30 protein-coding genes and 1 tRNA gene are annotated in these 26,916 nt (G+C 63.3%); 18 read left to right on the top strand and 13 right to left on the bottom strand.

Going from position 1 to position 26,916, the window contains the following annotated elements:
- Positions 1-172: 172 nt before the first annotated feature.
- The 7 genes from NKJ89_RS02345 (at position 173) to NKJ89_RS02315 (ending at position 5,615) form a co-directional block, all read left to right on the top strand.
- Positions 173-541 (top strand): YrdB family protein, encoded by a 369-nt coding sequence (locus tag NKJ89_RS02345; RefSeq protein WP_352599523.1) that lies wholly within the window; start codon positions 173-175, stop codon positions 539-541.
- A gap of 192 nt (positions 542-733) precedes the next feature.
- Positions 734-1,120 (top strand): SET domain-containing protein, encoded by a 387-nt coding sequence (locus tag NKJ89_RS02340; protein WP_352599521.1) that lies wholly within the window; start codon positions 734-736, stop codon positions 1,118-1,120.
- Between the two features lie 323 nt (positions 1,121-1,443).
- Positions 1,444-1,722: a 30S ribosomal protein S21 gene (rpsU, locus tag NKJ89_RS02335; protein ID WP_023810129.1), complete on the top strand. Its 279-nt coding sequence runs from the start codon at positions 1,444-1,446 to the stop codon at positions 1,720-1,722.
- Between the two features lie 140 nt (positions 1,723-1,862).
- Positions 1,863-2,705, top strand: a complete 843-nt coding sequence (locus NKJ89_RS02330) for a tetratricopeptide repeat protein (RefSeq protein ID WP_352599519.1) — start codon at positions 1,863-1,865, stop codon at positions 2,703-2,705.
- Between the two features lie 204 nt (positions 2,706-2,909).
- Entirely contained in the window at positions 2,910-3,386 is a 477-nt protein-coding gene (locus NKJ89_RS02325; RefSeq protein ID WP_352599517.1) for a DUF992 domain-containing protein, read from the top strand.
- A 92-nt stretch (positions 3,387-3,478) separates the two neighbouring features.
- Complete coding sequence (locus NKJ89_RS02320) at positions 3,479-3,976, top strand: DUF992 domain-containing protein (RefSeq protein ID WP_352599515.1); 498 nt, start codon at positions 3,479-3,481, stop codon at positions 3,974-3,976.
- A gap of 202 nt (positions 3,977-4,178) precedes the next feature.
- On the top strand, positions 4,179-5,615 hold the full coding sequence (locus NKJ89_RS02315; RefSeq protein WP_352599513.1) for an MFS transporter: 1,437 nt from the start codon (positions 4,179-4,181) through the stop codon (positions 5,613-5,615).
- 11 nt (positions 5,616-5,626) lie between these two features.
- Here the strand turns inward: NKJ89_RS02315 and NKJ89_RS02310 are convergent, their stop codons facing one another.
- The 7 genes from NKJ89_RS02310 to kdpF form a co-directional block, all read right to left on the bottom strand.
- Positions 5,627-6,319, bottom strand: a complete 693-nt coding sequence (locus NKJ89_RS02310; protein ID WP_352599511.1) for a response regulator transcription factor — start codon at positions 6,317-6,319, stop codon at positions 5,627-5,629.
- Complete coding sequence (locus NKJ89_RS02305) at positions 6,316-9,045, bottom strand: DUF4118 domain-containing protein (protein WP_352599509.1); 2,730 nt, start codon at positions 9,043-9,045, stop codon at positions 6,316-6,318. Before NKJ89_RS02305 ends, NKJ89_RS02310 begins: the two co-directional genes overlap by 4 nt.
- Positions 9,046-9,099: 54 nt before the next feature.
- The gene (gene kdpC, locus NKJ89_RS02300) at positions 9,100-9,669 is read right to left on the bottom strand and encodes a potassium-transporting ATPase subunit KdpC (protein WP_352599507.1); all 570 of its coding nucleotides are present in this window, start codon (positions 9,667-9,669) and stop codon (positions 9,100-9,102) included.
- Between the two features lie 75 nt (positions 9,670-9,744).
- A complete protein-coding gene (gene kdpB / locus NKJ89_RS02295) occupies positions 9,745-11,838 on the bottom strand; it encodes a potassium-transporting ATPase subunit KdpB (protein WP_352599505.1) in 2,094 nt (697 codons plus the stop codon).
- Positions 11,835-12,050 carry a hypothetical protein gene (locus NKJ89_RS02290; protein ID WP_352599503.1) on the bottom strand — a complete coding sequence of 72 codons (216 nt, stop codon included), beginning with the start codon at positions 12,048-12,050 and terminating at the stop codon, positions 11,835-11,837. Before NKJ89_RS02290 ends, kdpB begins: the two co-directional genes overlap by 4 nt.
- 7 nt (positions 12,051-12,057) lie before the next feature.
- Positions 12,058-13,761 (bottom strand): potassium-transporting ATPase subunit KdpA, encoded by a 1,704-nt coding sequence (gene kdpA / locus NKJ89_RS02285; protein WP_352599501.1) that lies wholly within the window; start codon positions 13,759-13,761, stop codon positions 12,058-12,060.
- Positions 13,762-13,780: 19 nt separating this feature from the next.
- On the bottom strand, positions 13,781-13,870 hold the full coding sequence (kdpF, locus tag NKJ89_RS02280; protein WP_023759665.1) for a K(+)-transporting ATPase subunit F: 90 nt from the start codon (positions 13,868-13,870) through the stop codon (positions 13,781-13,783).
- A gap of 88 nt (positions 13,871-13,958) precedes the next feature.
- Here kdpF and NKJ89_RS02275 point away from each other — a divergent pair, with 88 nt between their 5' ends.
- Positions 13,959-14,150: a hypothetical protein gene (locus tag NKJ89_RS02275; RefSeq protein WP_352599499.1), complete on the top strand. Its 192-nt coding sequence runs from the start codon at positions 13,959-13,961 to the stop codon at positions 14,148-14,150.
- A 536-nt stretch (positions 14,151-14,686) separates the two neighbouring features.
- Here NKJ89_RS02275 and NKJ89_RS02270 read toward each other — a convergent pair.
- Both NKJ89_RS02270 and NKJ89_RS02265 read right to left on the bottom strand, forming a co-directional pair.
- Complete coding sequence (locus NKJ89_RS02270; RefSeq protein WP_352599825.1) at positions 14,687-14,911, bottom strand: alkylphosphonate utilization protein; 225 nt, start codon at positions 14,909-14,911, stop codon at positions 14,687-14,689.
- A 174-nt stretch (positions 14,912-15,085) separates the two neighbouring features.
- A tRNA-Ser gene (locus tag NKJ89_RS02265) sits at positions 15,086-15,175 on the bottom strand.
- Between the two features lie 403 nt (positions 15,176-15,578).
- Between NKJ89_RS02265 and NKJ89_RS02260 the strand changes: the two genes are divergently transcribed.
- The 4 genes from NKJ89_RS02260 to NKJ89_RS02245 all read left to right on the top strand — a co-directional run bounded on the left by NKJ89_RS02260 (position 15,579) and on the right by NKJ89_RS02245 (position 18,368).
- Positions 15,579-15,899, top strand: coding sequence for a hypothetical protein (locus NKJ89_RS02260; RefSeq protein WP_352599497.1), 321 nt, complete (start codon positions 15,579-15,581; stop codon positions 15,897-15,899).
- A 33-nt stretch (positions 15,900-15,932) separates the two neighbouring features.
- On the top strand, positions 15,933-16,592 hold the full coding sequence (msrA, locus tag NKJ89_RS02255) for a peptide-methionine (S)-S-oxide reductase MsrA (protein WP_352599495.1): 660 nt from the start codon (positions 15,933-15,935) through the stop codon (positions 16,590-16,592).
- A gap of 212 nt (positions 16,593-16,804) precedes the next feature.
- On the top strand, positions 16,805-17,794 hold the full coding sequence (locus NKJ89_RS02250) for a BMP family lipoprotein (RefSeq protein ID WP_352599493.1): 990 nt from the start codon (positions 16,805-16,807) through the stop codon (positions 17,792-17,794).
- Positions 17,795-17,906: 112 nt separating this feature from the next.
- Entirely contained in the window at positions 17,907-18,368 is a 462-nt protein-coding gene (locus tag NKJ89_RS02245) for a GNAT family N-acetyltransferase (protein ID WP_352599491.1), read from the top strand.
- A gap of 16 nt (positions 18,369-18,384) precedes the next feature.
- On the opposite strand, the gene NKJ89_RS02240 is transcribed toward NKJ89_RS02245, so the two are convergent.
- Positions 18,385-18,768 (bottom strand): hypothetical protein, encoded by a 384-nt coding sequence (locus NKJ89_RS02240; protein ID WP_352599489.1) that lies wholly within the window; start codon positions 18,766-18,768, stop codon positions 18,385-18,387.
- A gap of 24 nt (positions 18,769-18,792) precedes the next feature.
- On the bottom strand, positions 18,793-19,002 hold the full coding sequence (locus tag NKJ89_RS02235; protein WP_352599487.1) for a SlyX family protein: 210 nt from the start codon (positions 19,000-19,002) through the stop codon (positions 18,793-18,795).
- A gap of 215 nt (positions 19,003-19,217) precedes the next feature.
- Between NKJ89_RS02235 and NKJ89_RS02230 the strand changes: the two genes are divergently transcribed.
- From NKJ89_RS02230 to deoA, 6 genes are all read left to right on the top strand, one after another.
- Positions 19,218-20,750, top strand: coding sequence for an ABC transporter ATP-binding protein (locus NKJ89_RS02230; RefSeq protein WP_352599485.1), 1,533 nt, complete (start codon positions 19,218-19,220; stop codon positions 20,748-20,750).
- Positions 20,747-21,886: an ABC transporter permease gene (locus NKJ89_RS02225; RefSeq protein WP_352599483.1), complete on the top strand. Its 1,140-nt coding sequence runs from the start codon at positions 20,747-20,749 to the stop codon at positions 21,884-21,886. Before NKJ89_RS02230 ends, NKJ89_RS02225 begins: the two co-directional genes overlap by 4 nt.
- 1 nt (position 21,887) lies before the next feature.
- Positions 21,888-22,859: an ABC transporter permease gene (locus tag NKJ89_RS02220; protein ID WP_352599481.1), complete on the top strand. Its 972-nt coding sequence runs from the start codon at positions 21,888-21,890 to the stop codon at positions 22,857-22,859.
- Between the two features lie 63 nt (positions 22,860-22,922).
- Positions 22,923-23,315, top strand: coding sequence for a cytidine deaminase (gene cdd, locus NKJ89_RS02215; RefSeq protein ID WP_352599479.1), 393 nt, complete (start codon positions 22,923-22,925; stop codon positions 23,313-23,315).
- Positions 23,316-23,328: 13 nt separating this feature from the next.
- Entirely contained in the window at positions 23,329-24,138 is an 810-nt protein-coding gene (locus tag NKJ89_RS02210; RefSeq protein ID WP_352485547.1) for a purine-nucleoside phosphorylase, read from the top strand.
- Positions 24,138-25,457 carry a thymidine phosphorylase gene (gene deoA / locus NKJ89_RS02205; RefSeq protein ID WP_352599477.1) on the top strand — a complete coding sequence of 440 codons (1,320 nt, stop codon included), beginning with the start codon at positions 24,138-24,140 and terminating at the stop codon, positions 25,455-25,457. The genes NKJ89_RS02210 and deoA overlap by 1 nt, the downstream gene beginning before the upstream one ends.
- Here deoA and NKJ89_RS02200 read toward each other — a convergent pair whose 3' ends face one another.
- Positions 25,458-26,021 (bottom strand): TIGR02281 family clan AA aspartic protease, encoded by a 564-nt coding sequence (locus NKJ89_RS02200; protein WP_352599475.1) that lies wholly within the window; start codon positions 26,019-26,021, stop codon positions 25,458-25,460. It lies immediately after the preceding gene.
- A 222-nt stretch (positions 26,022-26,243) separates the two neighbouring features.
- Positions 26,244-26,873, bottom strand: a complete 630-nt coding sequence (gene upp, locus NKJ89_RS02195) for a uracil phosphoribosyltransferase (protein ID WP_023759649.1) — start codon at positions 26,871-26,873, stop codon at positions 26,244-26,246.
- Positions 26,874-26,916: the final 43 nt, after the last annotated feature.

Below are 26,916 nucleotides of genomic sequence, written 5' to 3'. Positions count from 1 at the left end.
TTCATTCGATCCCGGCGCGCGAGGTGTATCACTAGCGAAACAGCGCTTCCACCCTTGCGCTGTTTGCGACGGCGCTTGCCGTTTTGCGCCACGGCGAAAAAGCCGCATGCGATCTGGCAGCTAAGGCACCGTTCGGTCAGACTGTCTGTCGCGAGACTCTGGAGGATTATTTATGGGCAATGCCTGGTGGAATCTGACGTTGCGCTTCCTGCTGGAGCTTGCCGCCTTGCTCGGGCTCGGCATCGCCAGCTGGAGCCTCTCACACGATTGGTGGCGCTGGGTCGCTGCGTTGGCCACACCGCTCGTTGCTGCTGCGCTGTGGGGAACCTTCGCCGTGCTCAATGATCCGAGTCGGTCGGGCCGCGCCCCTGTGCGGGTTCCGGGCGCGGTGCGGCTGGTGCTGGAACTCGTCATCCTGTTCGGCGGCGCGGTCGGGTTCTATCTGGCCGGCCAAACGACCACGGGCATCGCCATGGCCCTGCTGATCGTCATCAGCTACGCATTCTCGCTCGATCGCCTGGCGTGGTTGTTGCGGCAATAATTCGCCCCACTGGCCTCCCTGTTTGGCGAGCGACGAGGAAGGCGCGGCGTGTCGATCAACGGGACGTGAAGTTTTTTTGCGGCCAGGACGCATGTTCGTAGTCACAACGCAGACCGCCGGTCTTGCTTTTTCCACGCGATTTGGCGATGCCGTTTCGAAACGGGTCTTCTTGCCAAAACGGGTCCTGCCAACATGATGCTGATCAGAACCTACGTGGCTGCGAGCGCGATCGAGGGCGTCGGCATGTTCGCCGCCGAGCCGATCAGGAAAGGCGCTTCGATCTGGCGGCTCGATCCGGATTTCGACCGGTTGATCCCGATGGACAAATACGAGGCGGCACCGTCACCTCTGAGGGAATTGCTCGAGCGCTATGCCTATCCGAGCCCGGACCGGCCTGGCTTCATGGTCTATGAGGTCGACAATGGGCGCTTCATGAACCATTCGGCCAACCCGAACACGGATTTTTCGCAGTATGGCGGGGCCACCGCGACCCGCGACATCGCCGAGGGCGAGGAGATCACCTGCGACTACGGCGAGTTTTTCGAGGATTTTGAGCGGCTGCATTTGGCAACGGCATAGAGATCTGCTGGGGAGTGGGAGGCAAGCTGGCCTCGGCTTGGCCGCCATCCTTCGTCTGAAGCGACTGCCTTGCCGACTTGGCCATAGCTTGCCCCGTGACGGCAACTATGCTAGTGTTTTGGGTATGGTGCTGATTTGCGCCGGGACCCCGCCCATGAGGCGGGTTTTTTGTTTCGGCTTCGGCGCCATTCTTCCATTTCGACTGTGGACAGCGCGGCCTGATTCTGCTATCAGCCGCCCCAATTCGTGGTGTAAACCGCCGCGGAGGCTAGTGGCTATGGCCGCTTGCCTGTTGACATCAAACCCGAAAGACAGGATTGCCCGTGCAGGTACTCGTCCGCGACAATAACGTTGATCAGGCGCTTCGCGCTCTCAAGAAGAAGATGCAGCGCGAAGGCATTTTCCGCGAAATGAAGATGCGCGGTCACTACGAGAAGCCGTCCGAAAAGCGCGCCCGTGAAAAGGCTGAAGCTGTCCGCCGCGCCCGCAAGCTGGCCCGCAAGCGCGCCCAGCGCGAAGGCCTGCTGCCGATGACGCCGCGCCCCGTTGCTGCTGGCGCCGCCGGCGGTGCAGGTGGTGCTCCGCGTCCGCCGCGGTTCTAACGCCAATTTTTCGTCCTTTTCGAAGGATATCAGAGGTGGCGCGATGCGGAATCGCCGCCACCTTTTTGTTTTGGTTGTGACCCGGCCCGGAGGGGGAACCGGACCTGAGCGACGCGGCTTGAAGTGAGGACAGGGCAGACATGAACGCAACAAGCGTGGAGCGCGGGACCGCATTGCGTGGTTTTGCCCTGACAGTGGCCCTGCTCTCCGGATTGGCGCTTGCCGGCTGCCAGACGTCAGGCCCGACCGGCGAATTCAACAATATCGACAAGGCGCAGGGGTCGAGCGAGAACATCTCCTCGCTGTCGGCGGTCATCCAGCGCAATCCCCAGGATCCCGAAGCCTACAACGTGCGCGGCTCGGCCTATGGCCGTGGCGGCCAGTACCAGGCGGCGCTCAAGGATTTCAACCAGGCTATCCAACTCAACCCGAATTTCTTCCAGGCTTATTCGAACCGCGCGCTCATCCAGCGCTTCCTCGGCAATCAGACGGCCGCGCTCGAGGACTACAACCGTTCGATCCAGATCAATTCAAACTATGACGCCGCCTACATTGGGCGCGGCAACCTTTATCGCAAGGCGGGCCGCACCCAGGACGCTTTCAACGACTTCCAAAAGGCGATCCAGCTCGACACGACCGACGCGCGCGCCTACCACAATCGTGGCCTGATCTATCAGAGCCAGGGTCAGCACAAATTCGCTATCGAGGACTTCTCGACGGCGATCTCGCTGGCGCCGGACGCTGCCGAACCCTACAATGGCCGCGGCCTTTCCTATCTGGCAACCAACGACGAAGACAACGCCTTCTCCGACTTCAACATGGCGATCAAGCTCGACGGCAACAATGCCGAAGCCTGGGCCAATCAGGCGTTGATCTACGAGCGGCGCGGCGACAAGGCCAAGGCGGCGAAATCCTACCGCGAAGCCGTTCGCCTGAACCCGGCTTACCAGCCGGCCAAGGACGGCCTCGCCCGCGTCAGCTGATCGATTTCGGCAGCATTCCGACACAATCTGCGTGGCATCCAAGTGCCGCGGCATCCTTTGCGTGTCCGAAAAGACGCACTTCGGCAACCGTGCGTTAACCCCGGCAGCAAGGGGTTGACCCGTGCCTTGTTCGCGCCAAGTTTTCAGCGGAACGGTCTGCCCACCCAATCCGTTGTCAAAAAGCTATTTGCGAAAGGACCTCCCATGATCAAGAAACTCGCCTGCGCCGCTGTCCTCGCCATGACGGCATTTGCCGTCGCCCCGGCCAGCGCCGGCAAGCTGCAACTCGGCACGCTTGACTGCACAATCGATGGCGGCACCGCTTACATCGTCGCGTCCAACAAGGGTGTGTCCTGCGTCTTCCGCCCCCATCATCACGGACCGTCCGAGGTTTACACCGGCGTGATCTCCAAGGTCGGCCTGGATGTCGGCAAGACGCATCAGGGCCAGCTCGTCTGGGCGGTGCTGGCGGCAACGCGCGACCGCGACGGAGGCGATCTCGCCGGCAGCTATTACGGCGTCAACGCCGAGGCGAGCGTCGTGACCGGCGGCGGCGCCAACATGCTGGTTGGCGGCCTGGACAGCGCCTTCATGCTGGAGCCGCTCAGCGTCCAGGCGCAGACCGGCGTCAACCTTGCCGTGGCCGTGACCTCGCTCCAGCTCATCCATTCGTTCAAGTGAATGCAGGGAGCCATGCGCTCCACGACCCCTCACCTTGCGGCGCGGAACCGGATAGGATGGTTCCGCGTCGTTTGTTTTTGAGGGGGACCGCCATGCCCAAAGCAACCATACCGCAGACAGCCATTGCCGCTGCGATGATCGCAACTTTGCTCGCCGGGACGGCGCGGGCGCGGGACCAAGGGATAGAACTCGGCACGCTTGATTGCGCCATCGGCGGCGGCACCGGTTTCATTTTCGGCTCGAGCAAGGATTTGAGCTGCACGTTCAACCCCGCCAACAAGAGCTTCGCACCGGAAGCCTATTTCGGCGCGGTCAACAAATACGGCCTCGACATCGGCACGACGAAGCAGACGTTCATGCAGTGGATCGTGCTGACGCCGCTGAACAACATCTATGCCCCGGGTGCGCTGGCCGGCGACTATATCGGCGCCAGCGCCGAAGTGACGGCTGCCGTCGGAGCCGGCGCCAATCTGCTGGTCGGAGGATCCTCGCAGGCCTTCACCTTGCAGCCGCTCAGCCTGCAGACGCAGACCGGCATGAACCTCGCGATCGGCGTCAGCCAGTTCCAGCTGCGCAGCACCGAGAATTGACCGCGCCACCGGACCGCAATCCTATCTCCTAAAAATTCGATTGAGCTCAACCCCGGTTGAGGTTTTACAAGCCTGCCCCGACCGGAGCAGCACGCCCGATGCGGCGCGCGATACTCGCTCCTCTGCGCATGGTCCTGCCGGAAACCTGTACTGGCTTCTGGCGTCCTGCGCTGGCCTCAAGATATGGAAGGCAGGGGTGGAAATGACCGAAATCAGCACAAACAGGGTCGACTGGCGCGCATTGTGGGCAAGCGGCGACCTGGCGCGCTTCTGCTTCATCAGCCTCGGCATCCTGCTGCACGCCACCAACGAAACCATGGTGGCCACGGTGATGCCGGCCATGGTCGGCGAACTGGCCGGCGTGCAGCTCGTCGGCTGGTCGCTGGCGATCTACGAACTCGGCGCCATCGTCGCCGGCGCGGCCGCCGGCCGGCTGGTGAGCTATGTCCCGCTGCGCACCAACATGGTTGTCGCCGCGCTGCTTTATGCAGCCGGAGCGCTGGTCTGCGCCACCTCGCCTTCCATGCAACTGTTCCTTGCCGGCCGGCTGATTGAGGGGCTTGGTGGCGGGGCGCTGGTGTCGCTGGCCTTCGTGTCGGTCGAGCGGCTGTTCTCGCGCACCATCTGGCCACAGCTTTTCGGCATCATGTCGGCGATCTGGGGCGTCGCCGCCTTCAGCGGACCATTGCTCGGCGCGATCATGACCGAGCTGTTGTCATGGCGCTGGGCCTTCGGTGTCTTCACCCTCGGCGGCACCGCCATGGCGCTGGCAAGCTTCATCGTGCTCGACACGCCGGAGGCGACGAAACCCAGGACGACCATAGGCAAGGCGCCGCCCTTCCCGTTCGCAGCCCTGGGCTGCCTTGCCGTCGCCGTGGTGCTGATCGCCTCGGCCGGCGTCGACATCGCCTTGCTGCGCTCCTCGCTGCTGATGGCCCTCGGGCTGGTCGGCCTGGTGCTGTTCTTCTACATCGACGCGCTGAAGCCGCGCTCCCGGCTTTTTCCGGCGCGGCTATTCTCGTGGCGCACGCCGGTCGGCGCCGGCATGACCATGGTTGCCGCCTTTTCGGTGGCGACCTGTTCCTTCGGCGTCTACGGCCCTCTGCTGCTGACCAGCCTGCACGACATTCCGCTGCTGACCACAGGCTACATCATCGCCGCCGAATCGATCGCCTGGTCGATCCTGTCGATCCTGGTCGCCAACGCGCCGCCACGGCGCGAGCGACTGATCATCGTCGGCGGCGCGGCGATGATCGCGGCCGGTATTGCCGGTTTTGCCTATACGATACCCCTAGGCTCCATCCCGCTGATCCTGATCTGCGCGCTGCTGCAGGGCGGCGGCTTCGGCGTCTCATGGCCCTTCCTGACGCGCGTCATCGTCGCCTCAGCGCCTGAAAGCGAGCAGACCATCGCCTCGGCGGCAGTGCCGACCATGCAGCGGATCGGCTATGCCGTGGGTGCCGCACTCGCCGGCATCGTCGCCAACGCCAGCGGCTTTTCGCAAGGTTTGAACCACGACGCGGCAGCGAATGTCGCGTCCTGGTTGTTTCTTGCCTTCCTGCCGCTCGGCATTGTCGGCTGCCTAGCGGCCTTCCGGGCAACCACGCCCTTCGGTCAGCCGCGGGAAGCCATCGGCTAGGCCTTGCCCGCTCACTCGACCTCGCGCAGGCGGTAACCAACGCCGGTCTCGGTGGTGATATAGCGCGGCTGGTCGGGAGTCTTCTCGATCTTCTGCCTGAGCTGCCGGACATAGACCCTGAGATACTGCACGTCGGTCGAATCGCCCCAGACCTGTTTCAACAGGAAATGATGGGTCAGCACCCTGCCGGCGTGCTGCACGAGAATGCGCAGGATGTCGTATTCCTTCGGCGAGAGCTTTACGTCCTTGCCGTCGACCTTGACGATGCGCTTGACCAGATCGACGGATAGGTCGCCGGTCTGGAAAACAGGCTTCTCGCCCTGTTGCTGGAATTTGTGCCGCAGCGCCACTCGGATGCGCGCGACCAGTTCGTTCATGCCGAACGGTTTGGTGACATAGTCGTCGGCGCCGAGTTCCAGAGCCTGGACGATGCCGGCCTCGTCGGTGCGGCTGGACAGGATGACCACCGGAATGTCGAGACCGTCGTCACGCCATTTGCGCAACAGCTCATGGCCGCTCATGCCCGGCAGGCCGAGGTCGAGCAGGACAAGGTCCGGCTCCTCCGTCTCCATCAGTTCGATCGCCGCTTTGGCGTTCGGCGCCTCGCTGATCGCGTAGCCCTGGCTGCCGAGCCCGACACGCAGCAGCTTTCGGATCGGCGGCTCGTCATCGACGACCAGTATCCTGACGTTCGAGTTTGTCATTCCAAGTCGCCCCCATCATCCGTGGCAGAGGCGTCGAGATCGGTCGGGTTGACCGGCTTCGACATCTTGATGGTGAAGACCGCGCCCGAGCGATCGGTCCGGTTTGCCGCCGTGATCGTCCCGCCCATCGCCTCGATGAAACCCCGACAGATCGACAGCCCGAGACCGGTGCCGGCGCGAACCTGGTCGCCCTTGCGCACCCGGTAGAAGGTGTCGAAAATCCGTTCCAGATCGCCGGCCGGAATGCCCGGCCCTTCATCCATGACCTGCAGGAGGACAGAACCATTGTCGGTCCAGCCCTGAACGCGGATCGTCGAGCCGGATGGCGCGTATTTCGCTGCATTGTCAAGAAGATTGAACAGCGCCTGCTCGAACAGGACGGGATCGACCTTCAGCATCGGCAAATCCGAGGTGATGTCCGTCTCGATCTTGTGCTCGGCAATGATCTTCCTGGCCCGCTGCAGGGCGGAGCCGACGATGTCGCCGACATAGTGGAAGGCGTAGTTCGGCTCCATCGCGCCGGACTCAATCTTGGTCATGTCGAGCAGATTGGCGATGAAGCGGTTCAGCCGCTCGGATTCGTCGAGCACGGTCGACAAAAGCTCTGCGCGATCCTGTTCGGGAAGTGCGGCTGAGAATTCCCGCAGCGTGCCGGCCGCGCCCATGATGGCTGCGAGCGGCGTCTTCAGATCATGGGAGATGGAGGTAAGAAGGGCCGAGCGCAGCCTGTCCGCCTCGGCGGCAAGCTTGGCGCGGTCGACGTCGGCGACCAGCTGGATGCGCTCGATGGCGACCGCCGCCTGATCGGCCAGCGCGTCGAGCAGGCGCTGTTGTTCGGGCGTCAGCAGCGGCCCCTGTTTGTCATTGTCGAGGCCGACGACCCCGAGTGCCGTGCGCCCCGTGCGCAAGGGAAGATAAAGGCGCTTGGCGCCGGGAAGCGTGTCGGCGCCACGTCCGGCGGCCCGATTGTGCTCCCAGGCCCAGCGGGCGGCGGCGATGTCGGCCTCGGCCAGCGTGTCGTCGGGCGGATAGCCGGCCTTGACGGTTATCGTTCCGTCTTCCGGCAAAAGCAGCACCACCCGCAGCTTCAGCATCGAGGCGATCTGGAAAGCGGTGGCCCAGAGTACGTCGTCGAGCGTGCCGGCACCGGCAAGCTTCTTCGAAAAGAGGTAGATGTCCTCGGTGGCCCGCGCCCGTGAGCGGGCGGCGACCGCCTGACGCTGCACGCGCGCTGTCAGATTGCTGGCGATAACGGCGACAACCAGGAAGACGCCGAGCGCGACAATGCTTTCCGGATCACGGATGGTGAGCGTGTAGCGCGGTTCCAGGAAGAAATAGTTGAAGGCAAGGGCGCTGACGAAACAGGCATACAGAGCCGGCCACAGGCCACCGGTCACCGCCGATGCCAGCACCGCGATGAGAAAGATGATCGCCAGATTGCGAACGTCGAGAAACTGGTCGAGAACGACGGCGAAGGCGAGCGAGCCCATGAGATAGGCCGTGGCCTTGAGATAGGGCCAGATCTCGAACTGCCGCTGCTCGTCCGCCGCCCTGACGCTTCTCGACGCCGCCTCGGTGCCGCGTTCGTTTCCCGAAATGACATGGACGCTGATGTCGCCGGCATTGCGGATGAGATCATAGGTGAGCGAGCCTTCGATCAATTCCCGCCAGCGCGACCGGGTCGGCCTGCCGACCACGATGTGGGTGAAGTTGTTCGCCGTCGCGTAACGCACGATGTCCTGCGCCACATTCTGACCCGGAATGGTCGTCACCTCGGCGCCAAGCTGCTGGGCGAGGCGCAGGTTGTTTGCGAGCCGGTCCTTGTCCTCCTCGGGCATACTGGCCAAGCGCGGGCTATCGACATGCAGCGCGGTCCAGGGGGCACGCAGCCGGTCGGCCAGCCTGCGCGCATAGCGGACGCGGGCCGCTCCTCCCCGACGCGCGTCGAGGCAGACGAGAACCCTTTCCCCGGCTGCCCATGGTCCGGGAATGGCATGCGCCTGCATATGGATCAGCAACTGGTCGTCGACGCGCTGCGCGGTGCGGCGCAGCGCCAACTCCCTGAGCGCCGTCAGATTGCCTGATGAGAAATAGTTCTCGATCGCGCGCCGTGCGGTGTTGGGGAAATAGACCTTGCCTTCCTCGAGCCGTTTGATCAGGTCGTCGGGGGTAAGATCGATGATCTCTACATCATCGGCCTGGTCGATGATGGAATCTGGAACCGTTTCGCGCACCCTGACCTTGGTGATCTGGGCGACGACGTCGTTCAGGCTTTCGACATGCTGGATGTTGAGCGTCGTGTAGACGTCGATGCCGTGCGTCAGGATTTCCTGAACGTCTAGATAGCGCTTGGGATGGCGGCTGCCGGGCGCGTTGGTGTGGGCGAGTTCGTCGACGAGAACCAGCGCCGGGCGCCGGGCAAGGATGGCGTCGATATCCATCTCTTCGAGGATGCGCCCTTTGTAGTCGACCTTACGGCGCGGAATGACCTCATAGCCCTCGACCAGGGCCAGCGTTTCCTTGCGGCCATGCGTCTCGACGATGCCGATGATCACGTCCACGCCGTCGGCCACCCTAGCGCGGCCAGACATCAGCATCTCGTAGGTCTTGCCGACGCCCGGAGCCGCGCCGAGGAATATCCGCAGACGGCCGCGCCCTTCCCGCTCGGCATGATCGAGCAGTGCGTCGGGAGAAGGTCTGGTGTCGTTGTTTCTGTCGTCCGGCATCAGGATCGATCATGGATGGAGCCGGGGATACTGTCGATCCCCGGCTCGAACCATTCACTCTTTCGCTGCGTCCAGCGCAAGGTTGAGACCCAGCACATTGACCACCGGTTCGCCCATGAAGCCGAGCTCCCTGCCCTCGACACGGGCGTCGACCAGCGCCTTGATCCTGGCCTCGTCGATCCCCCTGGCGTTGGCCACCCTTGCGACCTGGAAGTACGCGGCTTCTGGACTGATGTCAGGATCGAGGCCGCTGCCGGAGGTGGTGACCAGATCGATCGGAACCGGCTGGCTCGGATTCTGCGCCTTCAGCTTTTCAGCATCGCCCTTGATGCGGTCGATCAGCTTGGGATTGGTCGGACCTAAATTGCTGCCGCCGGAGGCGGAAGCGTCATAGCCGTTGCTGCCGGCAGCCGAGGGGCGCCCGTGGAAATACCGGTCGCTGGCAAAGCCCTGGCCGATCAGTTCGGAGCCGATGACCTTGCCGTCCTTTTCGATCAGGCTGCCATTGGCCTGGCGCGGGAACAGCGCCTGGGCGATGCCGGTCATGCCCAAGGGATAGATCAGGCCGGTCAGCACCGTGAAGAAGACGATCATGATGATCGCGGGTCTTATCTGGGTGAGCATGGACATATTTCCTCAGAGCAATTCCAGGAAAAGTGTGAAACGGTTTTCCGTCCGGAGTTGCGTTAAAACAAAGAGTTAGGCGAGGCCGAGCGCGGTGACGATCATGTCGATCGCCTTGATGCCGACGAAGGGGACGATGATGCCGCCGAGGCCATAGACGAGCAGGTTCCGGCTGAGCAGCGCGCCGGCGCCGATGGCACGATATTTGACGCCTTTCAGCGACAGCGGGATCAGTGCGATGATGATCAGCGCGTTGAAGATGATGGCCGACAGGATGGCGCTCTGCGGTGTCGCCAGATGCATGACGTTGAGCGCCTGCAACGGACCGGTGGTTTGGCCCGGCGCTATGTAGAAGGCAGCGAACATCGCCGGGATGATGGCGAAGTACTTGGCCACGTCGTTGGCGATGGAGAAGGTCGTCAGCGAGCCGCGCGTCATCAGCAGCGCCTTGCCGATCTCGACGATCTCGATCAGCTTGGTCGGATCGCTGTCGAGGTCGACCATGTTGCCGGCCTCGCGGGCGGCGACCGTGCCGGTGTTCATGGCGACGCCGACATCGGCCTGGGCAAGGGCCGGCGCATCGTTGGTGCCGTCGCCGCACATGGCGACCAGCTTGCCCTTGGCCTGCTCGTCACGGATCAGCTTCAGCTTGTCCTCGGGCGTCGCCTGGGCGAGGAAGTCGTCGACGCCGGCTTCCGCGGCAATGGCCGCCGCCGTCATCGGGTTGTCGCCGGTGATCATCACCGTGCGGATGCCCATCTTGCGCAGTTCGGCGAAGCGTTCCCTGATGCCGCCCTTGACGATATCCTTGAGGCGGACGACGCCGAGCAGGCGCCCGTCGCGCTCGACCGCCAGCGGCGTGCCGCCCGACTTGGCGATCTCGTCGGCGATCGCCTGCAGGTCGCGGACGGTATCGCTGCCGGGCCGCGTCGCGTGGGCGGCGACCGTCGACTGGCTGACATGGGCAAGCACGGAATCGACCGCGCCCTTGCGCACCGAGGAGCCATCGATGTCGACGCCGCTCATACGGGTCTGGGCGGTGAAAGGCACGAAGGTGGCGTGCAGCGTGGCCATGTCGCGGGCGCGGATGCCGTATTTCTCCTTGGCCAGCACGACGATCGAACGTCCTTCCGGCGTTTCATCGGCAAGCGAGGCGAGTTGTGCCGCGTCGGCCAGTTCCTGCTCGGTGACGCCCTTGACCGGGCGGAACTCGGTTGCCTGGCGGTTGCCGAGCGTGATCGTGCCGGTCTTGTCGAGCAGCAGCGTGTCGACGTCGCCGGCAGCCTCGACGGCGCGGCCCGACATGGCCAGCACGTTGAAGCGCACCAGGCGGTCCATGCCTGCGATGCCGATGGCCGACAGCAGCGCGCCGATCGTGGTCGGGATCAGGGTGACGAACAGCGCGACGAGCACGGTGACCGAGATATAGCCGCCCGAATAGGTCGCAAAGCTCGGGATCGTTGCGGTGGCCAGCACGAAGATCAGCGTCATGCCGACGAGCAGGATGTTGAGCGCGATCTCGTTCGGCGTCTTCTGGCGCTCCGCGCCTTCGACCAGCGAAATCATCCGGTCGAGGAAGGTGTGGCCGGAAGCCGCCGTGATGCGCACGCGGATCCAGTCGGACAAGACCTGCGTGCCGCCGGTGACCGCCGAACGGTCGCCGCCGGATTCGCGGATGACCGGCGCGGACTCGCCGGTGATCGCCGCTTCGTTGACCGAAGCGACGCCTTCGATCACCTCGCCGTCGGACGGGATGATGTCGCCGGCCTCGACCAGCACCGCATCGCCGACCTTGAGGCTGGTGCCGGGCACAAGTTTGTATTTCGTGCGGTCTTCGCCGGTCAGAAGCTTGGCCTGGGTCTCGGTGCGCGCCTTGCGCAGCGAATCCGCCTGTGCCTTGCCGCGGCCTTCGGCGACCGCTTCGGCGAAATTGGCGAACAGCACGGTGAACCACAGCCAGATGATGATCTGCAGCGTGAAGCCGAGATTGCCGCCGCCGGTGACCAGGTCCTTGACGAACAGCACCGTGGTGAGGGCCGAGACGACGGCGACGACGAACATCACCGGGTTCCTGGCCAGCGTGCGCGGGTCAAGCTTGCGGAAGGCGCCGCCAATGGCGGGAAGCAGGATGCGGGCATCCATGATGCTTGCTGATTTCGAGCGGCTCATTTTGAAGCTCCGGCTTCGGTGTTGTTGGACGGCACTGGATGATCGGATGCCGAAAGGAAGTGCGGCGGCCCGTAGACCAGCAACCAGAGGACGAGCATGACTGCCGCGAGGCCGAGAAAGGTCGACAGGGTCGGGAAAGGAGGAGGTCTCTCCTCCTTCCCGTGATCGCCACTGTGGCTGATGTTGCGGCGCTTGGTGCTGAACCAGGGCATGACAGCCTCAGAAGGTCTGCCCGTGAATGCCAGCCAGGTGCTCGATGATCGGCCCGACGGCGAGCGCCGGGAAGAAGGTCAGACCACCGACGATGAGGATGACGCCGACCAGCAGCCCAACGAAAAGCGGGCCATCGGTCGGGAAGGTGCCGGCGGAAGGCGGAACCGTCTTCTTCGCCACCAGCGAGCCGGCGATGGCCAGCGCCGGGATGATGACCAGGAAGCGGCCCATCAACATTCCGATGCCGATGGTGATGTTGTACCAGGGCGTGTTGCCGCTGAGTCCGCCGAAGGCCGAGCCATTGTTCGCCGCAGCCGACGTGTAGGCATAGAGAACCTCGGAGAAGCCGTGCGGGCCGGCATTGCCCATCGACGCCACACCGGTCGGCAGCACGACCGCGATGGCGGTGAAGATCAGCATCGCCAGCGGCAGGCACAGGATGGCCAGCATCGCCATCTTGACCTCCTTGGCCTCGACCTTCTTGCCGAGATATTCGGGCGTGCGGCCGACCATCAGGCCGGCGACGAAGACGGCGATGACGATGTACATCAGGATGCCGTAGAGACCGGCGCCGACACCGCCGACGATGACTTCGCCAAGCTGCATGTTGATGATCGGGATCATGCCGCCGAGCGCCGTGAAGGAGCCGTGCATGGCATTGACGGCGCCGCAGGAGGCGGCGGTGGTGATGACGGCAAACAGCGCCGACAAGGCGACGCCGAAGCGCGTCTCCTTGCCTTCCATGTTGCCGCCGTCGATGCCGAGCGCGTGCACCAGCGGATTGCCGGCGGCCTCCGCCCAGTAGCAGACGATGACGCCGGCGATGAACATGACGCCCATGGCAGACAGGATTGCCCAGCCCTGGCGCTGGTTGCCGATCATGCGGCCGAAGACGTTGGTCAAGGCTGCACCGATGGCGAAGATCGACACCATCTGGATCAGGTTGGAGATCGCGTCGGGGTTCTCGAAGGGATGTGCGGCATTGGCGTTGAAGAAGCCGCCGCCGTTGGTGCCGAGCATCTTGATGGCAACCTGCGAAGCGACCGGGCCGACGGCGATGGTCTGCTGTGCCCCTTCGAGCGTGGTGGCGTTGACGTAGGCGCCAACCGTCTGCGGCATGCCGAGCCAGACAAAGACCAGCGTCAGCATGATGCTGAACGGCAACAGCAGATAGAGTGTTGAACGGGTCATATCGACCCAGAAATTGCCGATCGACTTGCCGGAAGCCCGGGCAAAACCGCGGATCAGAGCGATGGCAATGGCGATGCCCGTGGCCGCCGAAAAGAAGTTCTGCACGGTCAGGCCAGCCATCTGCACGAGGTAGGACATCGTGCTCTCGCCGCCGTAGTTCTGCCAGTTGGTGTTGGTCATGAAGCTGGCGGCGGTGTTGAAGGCCAGACCTGGCTCGACCGCAGTCATGCCGGCGGGATTGTAGGGCAGGCTGCCTTGCAGGCGCTGCAGGACATAAAGCACCAGGAAGCCGGCAAGGTTGAACAGCAGCAGCGCCGCCGCGTAGGTGGTCCAGTGCTGCTCCTCGCGTTCGCTGGTTCCGCAAATGCGGTAGAGCCCGCGCTCGAGCGGGCCGAAGAGTGGCGAGAGCAGTGTGCGGTCGCCGTTGAAGACGCGGTGCATGTAGCCGCCGAGCGGCTTCACCAGCAAAATGACGATCCCGCAATAGACCAGGATCTGTATCCAACCGTTCAGGGTCATGTCTGTGCTTTCGGTGCCTTCAGAAGCGTTCAGGACGAACGAGCGCGTAGGTCAGGTAGGCGAGCAGGAACAAGGTCACGCCACCGCTGAGGATGTAGTCGAGAAGCATGGTCCTATCCTCAGCTCAAATTCTGTCGCATGCTTTGACGTAGGTGAAGAACAAGGCGAAAAACAAAACCCCAATCCCGAGAGCAACGATGTCCATTGTGTTTGTTCCTTGCGCCTGGCTGTACTTTGCACCCTTGAGAAAAGGTTCGCAAAATCGTGAAAGCGGCTCGCCGCACACTTTGCCGCTGACGGAGCCGGTTGTATTTCTCAAGGGGAATATGGACCCGATCGCCATAAAGGTTCGAGACGGGATGGGGCGGAAAGAAATAGGAATTTCATAAAGGTTTTGGCCTGGGGACAACCAGGGGGTCACGGTCGGTGCGTCGTGCACGCTCTACCGGCTGGCCGTCACGGCGGCCATGCGCGCGTCATCGTGCCGCCGGCCCAAAACGCCGAAAGGGCCCGGAGGCAAGCCGAGCCAGGCTTTCCGTGGCCGGGATGTGGCTTCCACCCACAACGATGGCAGGCGCCGTCATTGCTGAATGGATTTGGCCGGCATTCCAATATCGTTCTGTATTCCTATGACGTCCGAGGCCCATTCCCGCATTTCCGGGGAAGCATCGCTGGACTTGAGTATCGACGCTGCCAGCGCTGCCATATCGGCCGGCGGCTTTTGGTTGGCGGCCATATAGGCGAAATAGCCGACCGTGACGGCACACCCTATCGAACGATGTACTGCTCGCAGCCGGTGGGCTGGACGGAAGGCAGCAGACAGAGGCGATTAGCAACAATCACCCCGCCTTGTGCGCTGTTTGGCAGGGACGTGACGGTTGAATTGATATTTACCGAAGCTGGATCTTGATTGCCGCCTTGAGGGTCACGCCTTCTTCACGAACTCGGTTTTGAGCACCAGGCCCTTCACTTGCTTGGTGTTGCATTCGATCTCGCCGGGATTGCCGTTGAGGCGAACGTTCTTCACCAGCGTGCCCCGCTTGATCGTCTCCGAAGTGCCTTTGACTTTGAGGTCCTTGATCAGCGTGACGGAATCGCCGTCATTCAATTGAGCGCCATTGCTGTCGCGCACGACTACATCGTTTGGCATGCCGTCTCCTGTGATTTGGATCACCACTACCAGATCGCGCAACAATTCCAAAACCGGCTTGTGGGCGTTCACGCATGCACCCTTGCTAGCCGTCAAGATCACCGCGAATTTGGACACCCAGAATTGGGCCTTCGAAACGCAACGATATCAGCCGATTCTACCATTTTTGTGGGCTGGCGGAGAGAGCGGGATTCGAACCCGCGTTACGGTCTCCCGTAAACACACTTTCCAGGCGTGCGCCTTCAACCACTCGGCCACCTCTCCGTCCATGCATGTCGCGTCGGCCGGTTTCGCCACGCGGGTTGGGGAGATGCACCTCCCTTGGGGCGGAGGCGTTGAATTCCTCGCCAGCGTCGCCAACCAGCGAACGCCCTTCCCCTGCACCTGAGCCGTCGAAGCAACAGGTGCGGGGCTCATCTAGTCGATCCGGCGCCGAATGCCAAGCCATAACGGCAGTCTATTCGCTTTGCCGGCCACACAGCGTTTCGCGAAGCCGCCAGCGCGGCGCAAACGCAAGCCGGCGGTATAGGGCCGACCGGACAAAGCGCGGACTTCAAATTCGCGTAGGACGATTGCGAAGTAGGCAGGCCCATTCTATCTCTCGTTCGAAACGTGCCGGAAGGCCCTCGGGAGGAGCTTGAGGACTGGCCCGGGAGGAAGGTCGCTGATGTTTCGCTTCATCTTTCGTCTTGCCGCCATGGTCGCCCTGTCGATTTCCGTCATCATGGCGGTGCTCGACGCGACGCGTACCGTGGCGGCGTCAGCGCTGGTGCTGACGCCGCTCAACACCAGTTGGCTGGCGGTCTCGCCGGGCACTCGGGCCGAATTCGAGACCTTCGTGCGAACCAAGGCCGGCCCTCTGCTGTGGGATGGCGCCGTCGCCTGGGTGCTCAACCAGCCGGGCTTCGCCGTGTTCGCGGCGCTGGCCTTCCTGCTCTATGCGATCGGCTACAGGCGGCAACCGCGCGGACGGTTCGCCGCGAACTGATTCCCTTCCGCGTTTCACTCAGGAAAGCCGCGCATGTTCTTTCTCAGCGACATGCTGAACAAGAAGCTCAATCTGCCGAAGCCGTCGGAGGCGTTGCCGGGCCGTACCAGGGCGATCCCGACCGCACGACGGCACCAGGTCTCGAAAAGACCGCTCAAGGGTCCTTATCCCGAGGGGCTGGAGACGGCGATGTTCGGGCTCGGCTGCTTCCGGGGCGCGGAGCGGCTGTTCTGGCCGATCGAAGGCGTCTGGGTTACGGCGGTCGGCTATGCCGGCGGCATCACGCCCAATCCGACCCACCAGGAAACCTGCACCGGCCTCACCGGCCATGCCGAAGTGGTGATGGTCGTCCATGATCCCAGGATCGTCTCCTACGCCGCGCTTCTGAAGCTGTTTTGGGAAAGCCACGACCCGACGCAAGGCATGCGCCAGGGCAATGATGTCGGCACCACTTACCGCTCCGCAATCTACACGCTCAGTGATGCGCAACTGCAGGCGGCGAGCGCCTCACGCGATGCCTATGAGGCTTTGCTGCGCGGCGCCGGCCACGGCGGGATCACCACCGAGATCGCGCCGGCGACCGAATTCTACTTCGCCGAAGGCGATCACCAGCAATATCTGGCGAAGAACCCTTACGGCACTTGCAACTTGAAAGGCACGGGCGTCGCTTACGGCATTCCGACCGCCGCCTGAGGTCTTTGGCGCGAAGATCAAGCTGCTGGGCGGCTGGCCTTCGCCATGCTTTTCCAAAAGGTCAAAATTCCGCGTGAATTTTGTTTCGGGCCGTGCCAGATTGCCGCCGAGCGGGAGGGGAATACACTCCTGGCTGACGCCGTATGCCTGCCGGAGAACCGGGCCGGCATGCGGTGCATAACGGAAAAAATAACCGACAGGGTGTGGATCACATGAAACGTATCGTTCTCGGCCTCCTGGCCGCAACCGCAATGGTTCTTCCGGCTTTCGCCGCGGATGTCCAGCCGGCCATCCTCTATGATCTCGGCGGCAAATTCGACAAATCCTTCAACGAAGCTGCCTTCCACGGCGCCGAAAAGTTCAAGACCGAAACCGGCACGGCCTATGTCGAGTTCGAGGTTTCCAACGCCTCGCAGCGCGAGCAGGCGCTGCGCCGCTTCGCCGAGGACGGCCGCAACCCGATCGTCATGGCCGGCTTTGCCTGGGAGGACGCGCTGAAGAAAGTCGCGGCCGAATATCCTGACCTCAACTTCGCCATCATCGACGACGCCGTCGATCTGCCCAATGTCCGCTCGCTGGTATTCAAGGAGAATGAAGGCTCCTATCTGGTCGGCATCCTGGCGGGGATGGCTTCGAAGTCGAAGAAGGTCAGCTTCATCGGCGGCATGGACATTCCGCTGATCCGCAAGTTCGAATGCGGCTATGTCGGCGGCGCCAAGGCGGCCGGCGCGACGGACGTCATCCAGAACATGACCGGTGACACGCCGGCCGCCTGGAACGACCCCGCCAAGGGCGGCGAGATCGCCAAGACGCAGATCGACCAGGGCTCCGACGTGGTCTACGCCGCGGCCGGCGGCACCGGCGTCGGCGTGCTGCAGGCGGCGGCCGATGCCGGCAAGCTTGGCATCGGCGTCGATTCCAACCAGAACGGCCTGCAGCCCGGCAAAGTGCTGACCTCGATGATGAAGCGCGTCGACGTTGCCGTCTACAACGCCTTCATGGACGGCAAGAACGGCACCTTCAAGGGCGGCCTGCAAAACCTCGGCCTCAAGGAAGGCGGCGTCGACTACGCCATGGACGACAACAACAAGGCACTGGTGACCGACGAGATGAAGGCGGCCGTCGAAAAGGCCAAAGCCGACATCATCTCCGGCAAGATCCAGGTGCACGACTACACCACCGACAACGCCTGCCCCTATTGAGCTGCATCCTGCCATGATCTGCAAACCGCCGGGCGCAAGCCTGGCGGTTTGTCTTTTACCGGATCGAGCGAAATAGCCACCGCTCCGCCACGGATGCCATTTCGAGACAACGATGCAGCCGATAATCGAACCCATGGCCGAGCGCGATGTCGAAACGATCGCGCGACTGCGCCTCGCCACCTTTTTCGAGGGGACCGCAAGGACTTTCGAAGAGGATGCGGCAGGCCTTCGCGAACTGCTCGCCGGTGACGGCTTCGAGGCGGCATTCGTGGCCCGGATCGGCGATGTAGCGGTTGGCTCGTGCCTGCTGGTCCGCCACGAACTGGAACCGGCGCATGATCTGACACCATGGCTGGCAGGATTGGCTGTCGATGGTGGCCACAGAAACAGGGGAACCGGCGTTGCGCTGGTCAGGGCGACTGAAGCCCATGCAGTTGGGCAGGGTGTCGAGACGCTCTATCTCTACACATGGGAAGCACGTGATTTCTACGCAGCCCTTGGCTGGAACATGATTGAGGTTTTTGGGCAGGACAACGAAACGATGGCTCTGATGTCGTGCCGGCCGCGAGCGTGATCCCGAAAATAAACCCCTAGAACTTGCCCGCCAGATACCCCAGCGCAAAAGCCACGATCAGGCCGACAGCCACGGCAAATCCGCGCCGGCCGCCAAACGCGTGCAAGCCGATGCCGTGCGGCCGCTGCGACAGGCTTTGGATCACGGCTGGCGACCCGGCATCGATGAGCCCTGAGTTGCGCATCTGCGGCAGGTCGCCGATGCGCTGCGTGATCTGCTTCCAGCGCTCTTCAGGTTCGGCATGGTCGAAGACATGCATGCGTTCGGCAAGCTGCACGACCGCGTCGCGGAAGGCCGGGTCGATTTCCAGATCGCGCTCGGCCCGTTCGCGTTCCGTGTCGTTCATCAGGCCGAGCACATAGTCGCCGGCCCGCGCGATGCGGTCGCTTTCACTTGCCACGGCATGCACCCTCCCCCTCTTTCCTCACCAGTGCGGCGGCTTGGTTACAGGCACTTCGTCTCCTGCCTGCTCCTCCAGCGCCAGGAACCGTTCGGTCAGCGCATCGAGCTTGCGCTGCATGCGCTCGATCACCTTCCACTGCTCGGCAATCTGACCGGACAGTTCCTCGATGGTCTTCTCCTGTTCGGCGGCGCGAATCTCCAGCGTCGTCAGCCGGTCGGCGGGCATGGTCATTCAAAATCCCCAGTCTTGCAGCGTAAAGCCTTTGCGCCGTGACGCGAATTTCGGCTTCGCCATATTAGCGAATGTGAAGGCCCCGGCCACGTTGGAAATTGACAAGCGCACCGGGATTTGTCGAGAGTGGCCCTGCTCCGGCCAATTGGCACGGGCGGAGCGTCATGCTAGGCGTTTTGACCAAGCGATAAAAAAATAAGAGTGGGACAGGCTGCATGGCGCAAGCCGCAATCGAGCTGATCGGCATCAACAAGAGTTTTGGCGCCGTGCGCGCCAACCGGGACATCAATCTGGAGATCGCGCGCGGCACCATCCACGGCATTGTCGGCGAGAACGGCGCGGGCAAGTCGACGCTGATGTCGATCCTCTATGGCTTTTACCAGGCCGATAGCGGCGAGATCCGAGTCGGCGGTCAGCCGACGGCTATCAAGACGCCCAATGACGCCATCGCGCTCGGCATTGGCATGGTGCATCAGCACTTCATGCTGGTCGACAACTTCTCGGTGCTGGAAAACGTCATCCTCGGCGCCGAGAGCGATGCCCTGCTGAAGAAGAGCATCGCCAAGGCGCGCTCCGAACTGGAGCGGCTGGAGCGCGAATACGGACTGGAAGTCGACCCCGATGCGGTCATCGAGGAACTGCCCGTCGGCCTGCAGCAGCGTGTCGAGATCCTCAAGGCGCTTTATCGCGGCGCCGAGATCCTGATCCTCGACGAGCCGACCGGCGTGCTCACCCCTGCCGAGGCCGACCACCTCTTTCGCATCCTCAGGCAGCTGAAGAATCAGGGCAAGACTGTAGTGCTGATCACTCACAAACTGCGCGAGATCATGGACATCACCGACACCGTGTCGGTCATGCGCCAGGGCACGATGGTGGCGACGCGCGAGACCGCCAAGACCACCGTCGAGGAACTGGCTGAGCTGATGGTCGGACGGCGCGTGCTCCTGAGGGTCGAAAAGGGCGAGGCGGAAGCCGGCGGCGTCAAGCTGGCGGTCAAGAACCTGACGGTGAAGGACACACGCGGCGTCACCATGGTCGACGACATCTCCTTCGATATCAGGGCCGGCGAGATTGTCGGGATCGCCGGTGTCGCCGGCAACGGACAATCCGAACTGCTCGAGGCGATTTCCGGCATCAGGCGAGCCGTCTCCGGCTCGGTCATGCTCGACGGCAAGCCGATCGACCTGACCGGTGCCGCCGATCCTGGCGAATTGCGTGACCGCGGGCTCGCGCACGTGCCGGAGGATCGCCATCACGTCGGGCTGGTGCTTGCCTTCGAGGAGAATGAGAATTCCATCCTCGGCTATCATGACGACCCGCGCTATTTGAAGGGCCCCTTCCTCAACATCGATGCCATCCGCAACGATGCCAAGGACAAGATCGCCAAATACGATATCCGCCCCACGGACTGCCGGCTCAAGACCGCCAATTTTTCCGGCGGCAACCAGCAGAAGATCGTGCTCGCGCGCGAAATGGAACAGGATCCCGGCGTGCTGATCGTCGGCCAGCCGACGCGCGGCGTCGACGTCGGCGCCATCGAATTCATCCACAAGCGCCTGATCGCCATGCGCGACCAGGGCAAGGCAGTGCTGGTGGTGTCGGTCGAACTGGACGAGATCCGTTCACTCTCCGACCGCATCCTGGTGATGTTTGCCGGCCGCATCGTCGGCGAGCGCGGCCCGGAGGCGACCGAAGGCGAACTCGGCCTGCTGATGGCCGGCGTCGAACACCAGGAGGCCGCAGAGTGAGCACGCCTTACGCCAAGCTGCCGGCTTGGGCCGACTACGGCCTGATCCCGCTGATCAATCTGTTCGTTGCCTTCGTGGTCGCCGGCTTCGTCGTGCTTCTGGTCGGCGAAAACCCGCTGCGCGCCGCCGTCATCCTGGTCGAGGGCGCCTTCGGCAAGGGCACAGGCATTGCCTTCACCCTTTTCTATGCCACCACGTTCATCTTCACCGGGCTTTCGGTGGCCGTGGCGGCACATTGCGGCCTGTTCAACATCGGCACCGAAGGACAGGCCTACATAGCGGGCCTCGGCATTGCTGTCGTCTGCCTCAGCTTCGACACGACGCTGCCATGGTGGTTGACCTTTCCGCTGGCCATCGTCGCGGCAGCAGTCGTGGGCGCTTTGTGGGCACTAATCCCCGCTTATCTGCAGGCCAAGCGCGGTTCACACATCGTCATCACCACCATCATGTTCAACTTCATCGCCGCCTCGATCATGGTTTACCTGCTGGTCGGCCCGTTGAAGCCGGCAGCCTCGCAAGCGCCGCAGACGCGCAACTTCTTCGCCGGTGCGGAATTGCCGAAGCTCAACTGGATCATCGAACTGTTCGGCGCCAAGATCCGATCGGCGCCGCTCAACATTTCCTTCCTGCTGGCGCTGGTCATGGCCTTCCTGGTCTGGCTGCTGATCTGGCGCACCAAGCTCGGCTATGAGATGCGCACCTATGGCCACAGCCCCAAGGCGGCGCGTTATGCCGGCATTTCCGAAACCCGCATCATCATCACCGCCATGATGATCTCCGGCGCGCTGGCCGGCATGATGGCGCTCAATCCTGTGATGGGCGACCAGCACAATGTAGCCATCGACTTTGTTTCAGGCGCCGGTTTCGTCGGCATCGCGGTGGCGCTGATGGGCCGCCTGCACCCGGTCGGCATCGTGCTGGCGGCGATCCTGTTCGGCATGCTCTACCAGGGCGGCGCCGAACTCGCCTTCGAGATGCCGGCGATCAGCCGTGACATGATCGTCATCATCCAGGGGTTGGTGATCCTGTTTGCCGGCGCTCTCGAGCACATGTTCAGGCCCTACATCCAGGCGCTGTTCGCCTCGTTCAACCCGAGGTCGGTCGGCATGGAAGCGATCAAGGGGAAGGGTGCCTGAGATGGATGTGTTCAACGCAATCGTCCAGACACTGGACTCGACCATCCGGCTCTCGGTGCCGCTGCTGCTCGCTTGCCTCGCCGGCCTTTATTCGGAACGTGCCGGCATCTTCGACATAGGCCTCGAAGGCAAGATGCTGGTCGGCGCCTTCGCCGGTGCGGCTGCTGCTTCCGTGTTCCATTCGGCCTTCCTCGGCCTCGGCATGGCCATCCTGATCTCGGTCGCCTTTGCCATGATCCACGGTTTTGCGTCGATCACCCATCGCGGCAACCAGATCGTCTCCGGCGTAGCAATCAATTTCATCGCGGCTGGTTCGACCATCATTCTCGGCCAGGCCTGGTTCCAGCAGGGCGGGCGCACGCCGGCGCTGCAACCGGGCGAACGCTTCGAAGCCATCATCTGGCCCGGCGCCGATGCCATCCACGAGGTGCCGATCATCGGACCGATCTATGCCGAGCTACTGTCGGGCCACTCGATCCTGGTCTATCTCGCCTTCCTGATGGTGCCGTTTACCTGGTGGGTGCTGTTTCGCACCCGCTTCGGCCTGCGCCTGCGCGCCGTCGGCGAGAACCCGGCCGCCGTCGACACCGCCGGAATTTCGGTCGCCTGGCTGCGCTACCGGGCGCTGATCTGCACCGGCATCCTCACGGGCATTGCCGGCGCCTATCTGTCGATGGTGCAAAATGGCGGCTTCGTGAAGGATATGACCGCCGGCAAGGGCTATATCGCGCTGGCAGCCCTGATCTTCGCCAAGTGGAAGCCGGTCAACGCCATGTTCGCTTGCTTGCTGTTCGGCTTCCTCGACGCGCTGTCGATCCGCCTGCAAGGCTCGCCGCTGCCCATCATCGGCAAGGTGCCGGTGCAGTTCATGCAAGCGCTGCCCTACATCCTCACCGTCATCCTGCTCGCCGGCTTCATCGGCAAGGCGATCCCGCCGCGCGCCGGCGGCGTCCCCTACGTCAAGGAACGCTAAGGTCGAAACGCCGCTCGGCGCAAGCGCCGGGTTTTGGACATGATCCTCGGAGAGAACACCTGAATGTCGCATGATCTGTTCGAGGCCGCCAAGACCGCCATGGCCAAGGCCTACGCGCCCTATTCGAAGTTTCCCGTGGGCGCTGCCTTGCGCACCGAGGACGGTCGCGTCTTTGCCGGTGCCAATATCGAGGTCGCCTCCTATCCGGAAGGCTGGTGCGCGGAGACCACCGCGCTCGGCCACTACATCATGGGCGGCCGCGGCAAGATCGTGGAAATCGCCGTCATCGCCGAGCGGATGGCCAAATGCTCGCCCTGCGGCGGCTGCCGACAGCGGCTGGCCGAATTCTGCCAGCCCGAAACCAAGCTCTATCTCTGCGACGATGCCGGCGTGGCCGAGACCGTGACCATGGGCGACATGCTGCCTTACGGCTTCCGGGGCGACATTTTGAAATGAAGAGGCGGCTGTGATGACGGAAAAGGCGCTGGATCATCTCATCGAAAGACTGGACGGCCTGGCGCCGTTGACGGCGCTTGTGCTGGGTTCGGGCCTGGGCGGGCTGGTCGATCAGATCGAGGATCCGATCCGCATCTCCTATGGCAAGCTGCCGGGTTTTCCCCGAAGCGGCGTGACCGGCCATGCCGGCGAAGTGGTGGCGGGGCTGTTTGCCGGCGTGCCGGTGCTGATGCTGTCCGGCCGCGCCCACTATTACGAGCACGGCAACGCGGCAGCGATGCGGCCGGTGCTGGAAGTGCTTGCCGGCATCGGCATCACGAAACTGATCCTCACCAATGCCGCCGGCTCGGTCGATCCGGAAATGCCGCCGGGATCGGTGATGCTGATATCGGACCACATCAATTTCTCGGGCAGCAATCCGCTGATCGGCGAACCCAGCGACCGCCGCTTCGTTGGTCTTACCGAAGCTTATGATGCCGGCATCCGCAGGGCGCTCGAACACGCGGCGAAGGCGACCGGCACCGCATTGCACACGGGCGTCTACATGTGGTTCTCCGGCCCGTGCTTCGAAACACCGGCCGAGATCCGGATGGCGCGCATCATGGGCGCCAACGCGGTCGGCATGTCGACCGTACCGGAGGTCATTCTCGCCCGCTTTCTCGGGCTGCGCGTCGCCGCCTGCTCGGTCATCACCAACCTGGCAGCCGGCATGACCGGGGCCGAGCTTTCGCATCAGGAGACCAAGGACATGGCACCGGTTGGAGGCGCGCGGCTGGCAACGATCCTGCAGCGCGTGTTCCGCGACGGACTGCTGGAGAGCTGATGCTTCCGCAGGAAATCATCCGCCGCAAGCGCGATGGCCTGAGGCTGTCGGAGCAGGAGATCGCCGGCTTCGTCGAAGGGGTGACATCAGGCGCCGTTTCGGACGGCCAGGTCGGCGCCTTCGCCATGGCGGTGTTCTTCAACGGCATGAACCGAGACGAAGCGGTCGCTCTGACGCTCGCCATGCGCGATTCCGGCGATGTGCTCGACTGGTCGGACCTGCCCGGCCCGGTTACCGACAAGCATTCGACAGGCGGCGTTGGCGACAATGTCTCGCTGATGCTGGCGCCGATCGTCGCCGCGTGCGGCGCTTATGTGCCGATGATATCGGGCCGTGGCCTTGGCCACACCGGCGGCACGCTGGACAAGATGGACGCGATCCCAGGCTATGTCAGCCAGCCTGACATCGCAATGTTTCGCAAGGCGGTGCTTGAAACCGGCTGCGCCATCATCGGCCAGACCGCCGACCTCGCACCCGCCGACGGCCGGCTCTATGCGATCCGCGATGTCACCGGCACGGTCGAATCAGTGCCCTTGATCACCGCTTCGATCCTGTCGAAGAAGCTGGCGGCCGGGCTGCAGTCGCTGGTGCTCGATGTCAAGGTCGGCAACGGCGCCTTCATGGAAAAGTCGCGCGACGCGACGGCTCTGGCCAACAGTCTGGTCGAGATCGCCAATGGTGCCGGGCTGAAGGCCTCGGCATTGATCACCGGCATGAACGAGCCGCTGGCCTCGGCCGCCGGCAACGCCGTCGAGGTGCGCAATGCCGTCGATTTCCTCACCGGCCGGTTTCGTGACCATCGGCTGGAGGACGTGACGCTGGCGCTGGCCGCCGAAATGCTGCAGTCGACGGGACTGGTGTCGTCCAACCAGGATGGCATGCGGCGCGCCACCGAGACGCTCGCCAGCGGCCGTGCCGCCGCCACGTTCGCGCGCATGGTGGCCGCGCTCGGCGGCCCCGCCGATTTCATCGAGAAGCCCGAAAAATACCTCGCTCCGGCTGCGACCGAATTTGCCGTCAAGGCGACCGCGAACGGCTTCGTCACCGGCATTGCCACCCGCGACATCGGGCTCGCCGTGGTTGCCCTGGGCGGCGGACGCACGCGGCCGGACGACAAGGTCGACCCTGCGGTCGGCATCACCAGGCTGTTGCCTGTCGGAGCGGAGATCAGGCTCGGCGAGCCCTTGGCTCTGGTCCATGCCCGCACGATGTCGGATGCGGAGACTGCGGCGGCAGCCGTGCTTTCGGCCTACGCGATCGGGGCCTCGAAGCCAGCGGCCGACAAGTCGGTCATCCGCCGGATTCTGCCGCGCGGCTAATTACTGAACAAGCAGCAGCGTGCCGTTCTCGACCTGGTATTTGTCGAGCCGGTTGAGGAAGCTCATGCCGATCAGGTTGGTGCGCAGCGCCTTGTCGTCGAGCACGATGGTCTGGACGTCGTTGACGGTGATGCTGCCGATCTGCAGGCGGTCGATCACTGCCACGGCTGCCTTGATGGTGCCGTTGGCGGTGCTGACCTCGTGAGTGAACTCGGAAGGGTTCAGCGACAGGCCGATCCTGCGCGCCGTCGAAATGTTGATGGCGACCAGCGTGGCGCCGGTGTCGATCATGCCATCGATCTGACGTCCGTTGAGCTTGAAGGCCGACGAGAAGTGTCCGCGATCGTCTGCCGCAACGACCACCCTGCGGCCCATCGGCAGCGGCGCCGCCGGCTTGTCGGGCACCGAAGCCAAATTGACGTCAGGCTGGGTTTCGACCGTTTGTTTGCCCGGTGCCGCCGATCTCAGCAGGCTTTCAACGAGTTGCGGATTCGACTGATACACAATCGGTATCGATGCCGACGTGCCGGCGAAAACGCCAAGGATGAGAAGTTTGCGCAGCATGGATCGGCCTCGCCGCATGACCCCGAAAATCGGGGTCGATTTTCGGAAAGGATCATGCACAAATCAAAAGTGCTACGGCGTCCTTTGCGCACCGAATGAACGCGTGGCGCTGTAGTGAGAGCCGATCCTTAAGCCCGGATGGTTTTTGCCGCTTTAACGGTCGCCAAAACCGCGCCTTTGCGTAAACATTCGGTAAATCGTACCAGGCAAGTTGCCCTGGTACTACTTGGTCCCGTACATGCGGTCGCCAGCATCGCCGAGGCCGGGCATGATGTAGCCCTTCTCGTTGAGCTGGCGGTCGATGGAAGCCGTGAAGACGGGAACGTCAGGATGCGCCTTGGTGAAGCGCTCGATGCCTTCGGGCGCCGCCAGCAGGCAAAGGAAGCGGATGTTGGTGGCGCCGCGCTCCTTCAGCTTGTCGATCGCCGCGATCGCCGAATTGGCGGTTGCCAGCATCGGATCGACGACGATCACCAAACGGTCGGCGAGGTCGCTCGGCGCCTTGAAGAAATATTCCACCGCTTCCAGCGTTTCGTGATCGCGATAGAGACCGACATGGGCGACGCGGGCCGCCGGCACCAGGTCGAGCAGGCCTTCCAGCAAGCCGTTGCCGGCGCGCAGCACCGAGGCGAAGACCAGCTTCTTGCCCTCCAGCGTCGGCGCCTCCATCGTTTCCATCGGCGTTTCGATCGTCGTCGTCGTCAGTTCGAGGTTGCGGGTGACCTCGTAGCCAAGCAGCAGCGAGATTTCGCGCAGCAGCCGGCGGAAGCCGGCCGTCGAGGTCTCCTTCTTGCGCATGATTGTCAGCTTGTGCTGGACAAGCGGATGATCGATGACGGTGACGCCCTGCATGGTGTTCTCCTGATGCTGCGCCCGAAAGTGCGCGCATGGTCCT

This window comes from Mesorhizobium sp. M0047, assembly GCF_040323315.1.
Classification (GTDB): domain Bacteria; phylum Pseudomonadota; class Alphaproteobacteria; order Rhizobiales; family Rhizobiaceae; genus Mesorhizobium.
This window is presented reverse-complemented; position numbering and strand designations above follow the sequence as displayed.

Coding starts and splice junctions, on each gene's coding strand:
- NKJ89_RS02345 (WP_352599523.1), top strand. CDS start 173: ATGGGCAATGCCTGGTGGAATCTGACGTTGCGCTTCCTGCTGGAGCTT.
- NKJ89_RS02340 (WP_352599521.1), top strand. CDS start 734: ATGATGCTGATCAGAACCTACGTGGCTGCGAGCGCGATCGAGGGCGTC.
- NKJ89_RS02330 (WP_352599519.1), top strand. CDS start 1,863: ATGAACGCAACAAGCGTGGAGCGCGGGACCGCATTGCGTGGTTTTGCC.
- NKJ89_RS02325 (WP_352599517.1), top strand. CDS start 2,910: ATGATCAAGAAACTCGCCTGCGCCGCTGTCCTCGCCATGACGGCATTT.
- NKJ89_RS02320 (WP_352599515.1), top strand. CDS start 3,479: ATGCCCAAAGCAACCATACCGCAGACAGCCATTGCCGCTGCGATGATC.
- NKJ89_RS02315 (WP_352599513.1), top strand. CDS start 4,179: ATGACCGAAATCAGCACAAACAGGGTCGACTGGCGCGCATTGTGGGCA.
- NKJ89_RS02310 (WP_352599511.1), bottom strand. CDS start 6,319: ATGACAAACTCGAACGTCAGGATACTGGTCGTCGATGACGAGCCGCCG.
- NKJ89_RS02305 (WP_352599509.1), bottom strand. CDS start 9,045: ATGCCGGACGACAGAAACAACGACACCAGACCTTCTCCCGACGCACTG.
- kdpC (WP_352599507.1), bottom strand. CDS start 9,669: ATGCTCACCCAGATAAGACCCGCGATCATCATGATCGTCTTCTTCACG.
- kdpB (WP_352599505.1), bottom strand. CDS start 11,838: ATGAGCCGCTCGAAATCAGCAAGCATCATGGATGCCCGCATCCTGCTT.
- NKJ89_RS02290 (WP_352599503.1), bottom strand. CDS start 12,050: ATGCCCTGGTTCAGCACCAAGCGCCGCAACATCAGCCACAGTGGCGAT.
- kdpA (WP_352599501.1), bottom strand. CDS start 13,761: ATGACCCTGAACGGTTGGATACAGATCCTGGTCTATTGCGGGATCGTC.
- kdpF (WP_023759665.1), bottom strand. CDS start 13,870: ATGCTTCTCGACTACATCCTCAGCGGTGGCGTGACCTTGTTCCTGCTC.
- NKJ89_RS02275 (WP_352599499.1), top strand. CDS start 13,959: ATGTCCATTGTGTTTGTTCCTTGCGCCTGGCTGTACTTTGCACCCTTG.
- NKJ89_RS02270 (WP_352599825.1), bottom strand. CDS start 14,911: ATGCCAAACGATGTAGTCGTGCGCGACAGCAATGGCGCTCAATTGAAT.
- NKJ89_RS02260 (WP_352599497.1), top strand. CDS start 15,579: ATGTTTCGCTTCATCTTTCGTCTTGCCGCCATGGTCGCCCTGTCGATT.
- msrA (WP_352599495.1), top strand. CDS start 15,933: ATGTTCTTTCTCAGCGACATGCTGAACAAGAAGCTCAATCTGCCGAAG.
- NKJ89_RS02250 (WP_352599493.1), top strand. CDS start 16,805: ATGAAACGTATCGTTCTCGGCCTCCTGGCCGCAACCGCAATGGTTCTT.
- NKJ89_RS02245 (WP_352599491.1), top strand. CDS start 17,907: ATGCAGCCGATAATCGAACCCATGGCCGAGCGCGATGTCGAAACGATC.
- NKJ89_RS02235 (WP_352599487.1), bottom strand. CDS start 19,002: ATGACCATGCCCGCCGACCGGCTGACGACGCTGGAGATTCGCGCCGCC.
- NKJ89_RS02230 (WP_352599485.1), top strand. CDS start 19,218: ATGGCGCAAGCCGCAATCGAGCTGATCGGCATCAACAAGAGTTTTGGC.
- NKJ89_RS02220 (WP_352599481.1), top strand. CDS start 21,888: ATGGATGTGTTCAACGCAATCGTCCAGACACTGGACTCGACCATCCGG.
- cdd (WP_352599479.1), top strand. CDS start 22,923: ATGTCGCATGATCTGTTCGAGGCCGCCAAGACCGCCATGGCCAAGGCC.
- NKJ89_RS02210 (WP_352485547.1), top strand. CDS start 23,329: ATGACGGAAAAGGCGCTGGATCATCTCATCGAAAGACTGGACGGCCTG.
- deoA (WP_352599477.1), top strand. CDS start 24,138: ATGCTTCCGCAGGAAATCATCCGCCGCAAGCGCGATGGCCTGAGGCTG.
- NKJ89_RS02200 (WP_352599475.1), bottom strand. CDS start 26,021: ATGCTGCGCAAACTTCTCATCCTTGGCGTTTTCGCCGGCACGTCGGCA.
- upp (WP_023759649.1), bottom strand. CDS start 26,873: ATGCAGGGCGTCACCGTCATCGATCATCCGCTTGTCCAGCACAAGCTG.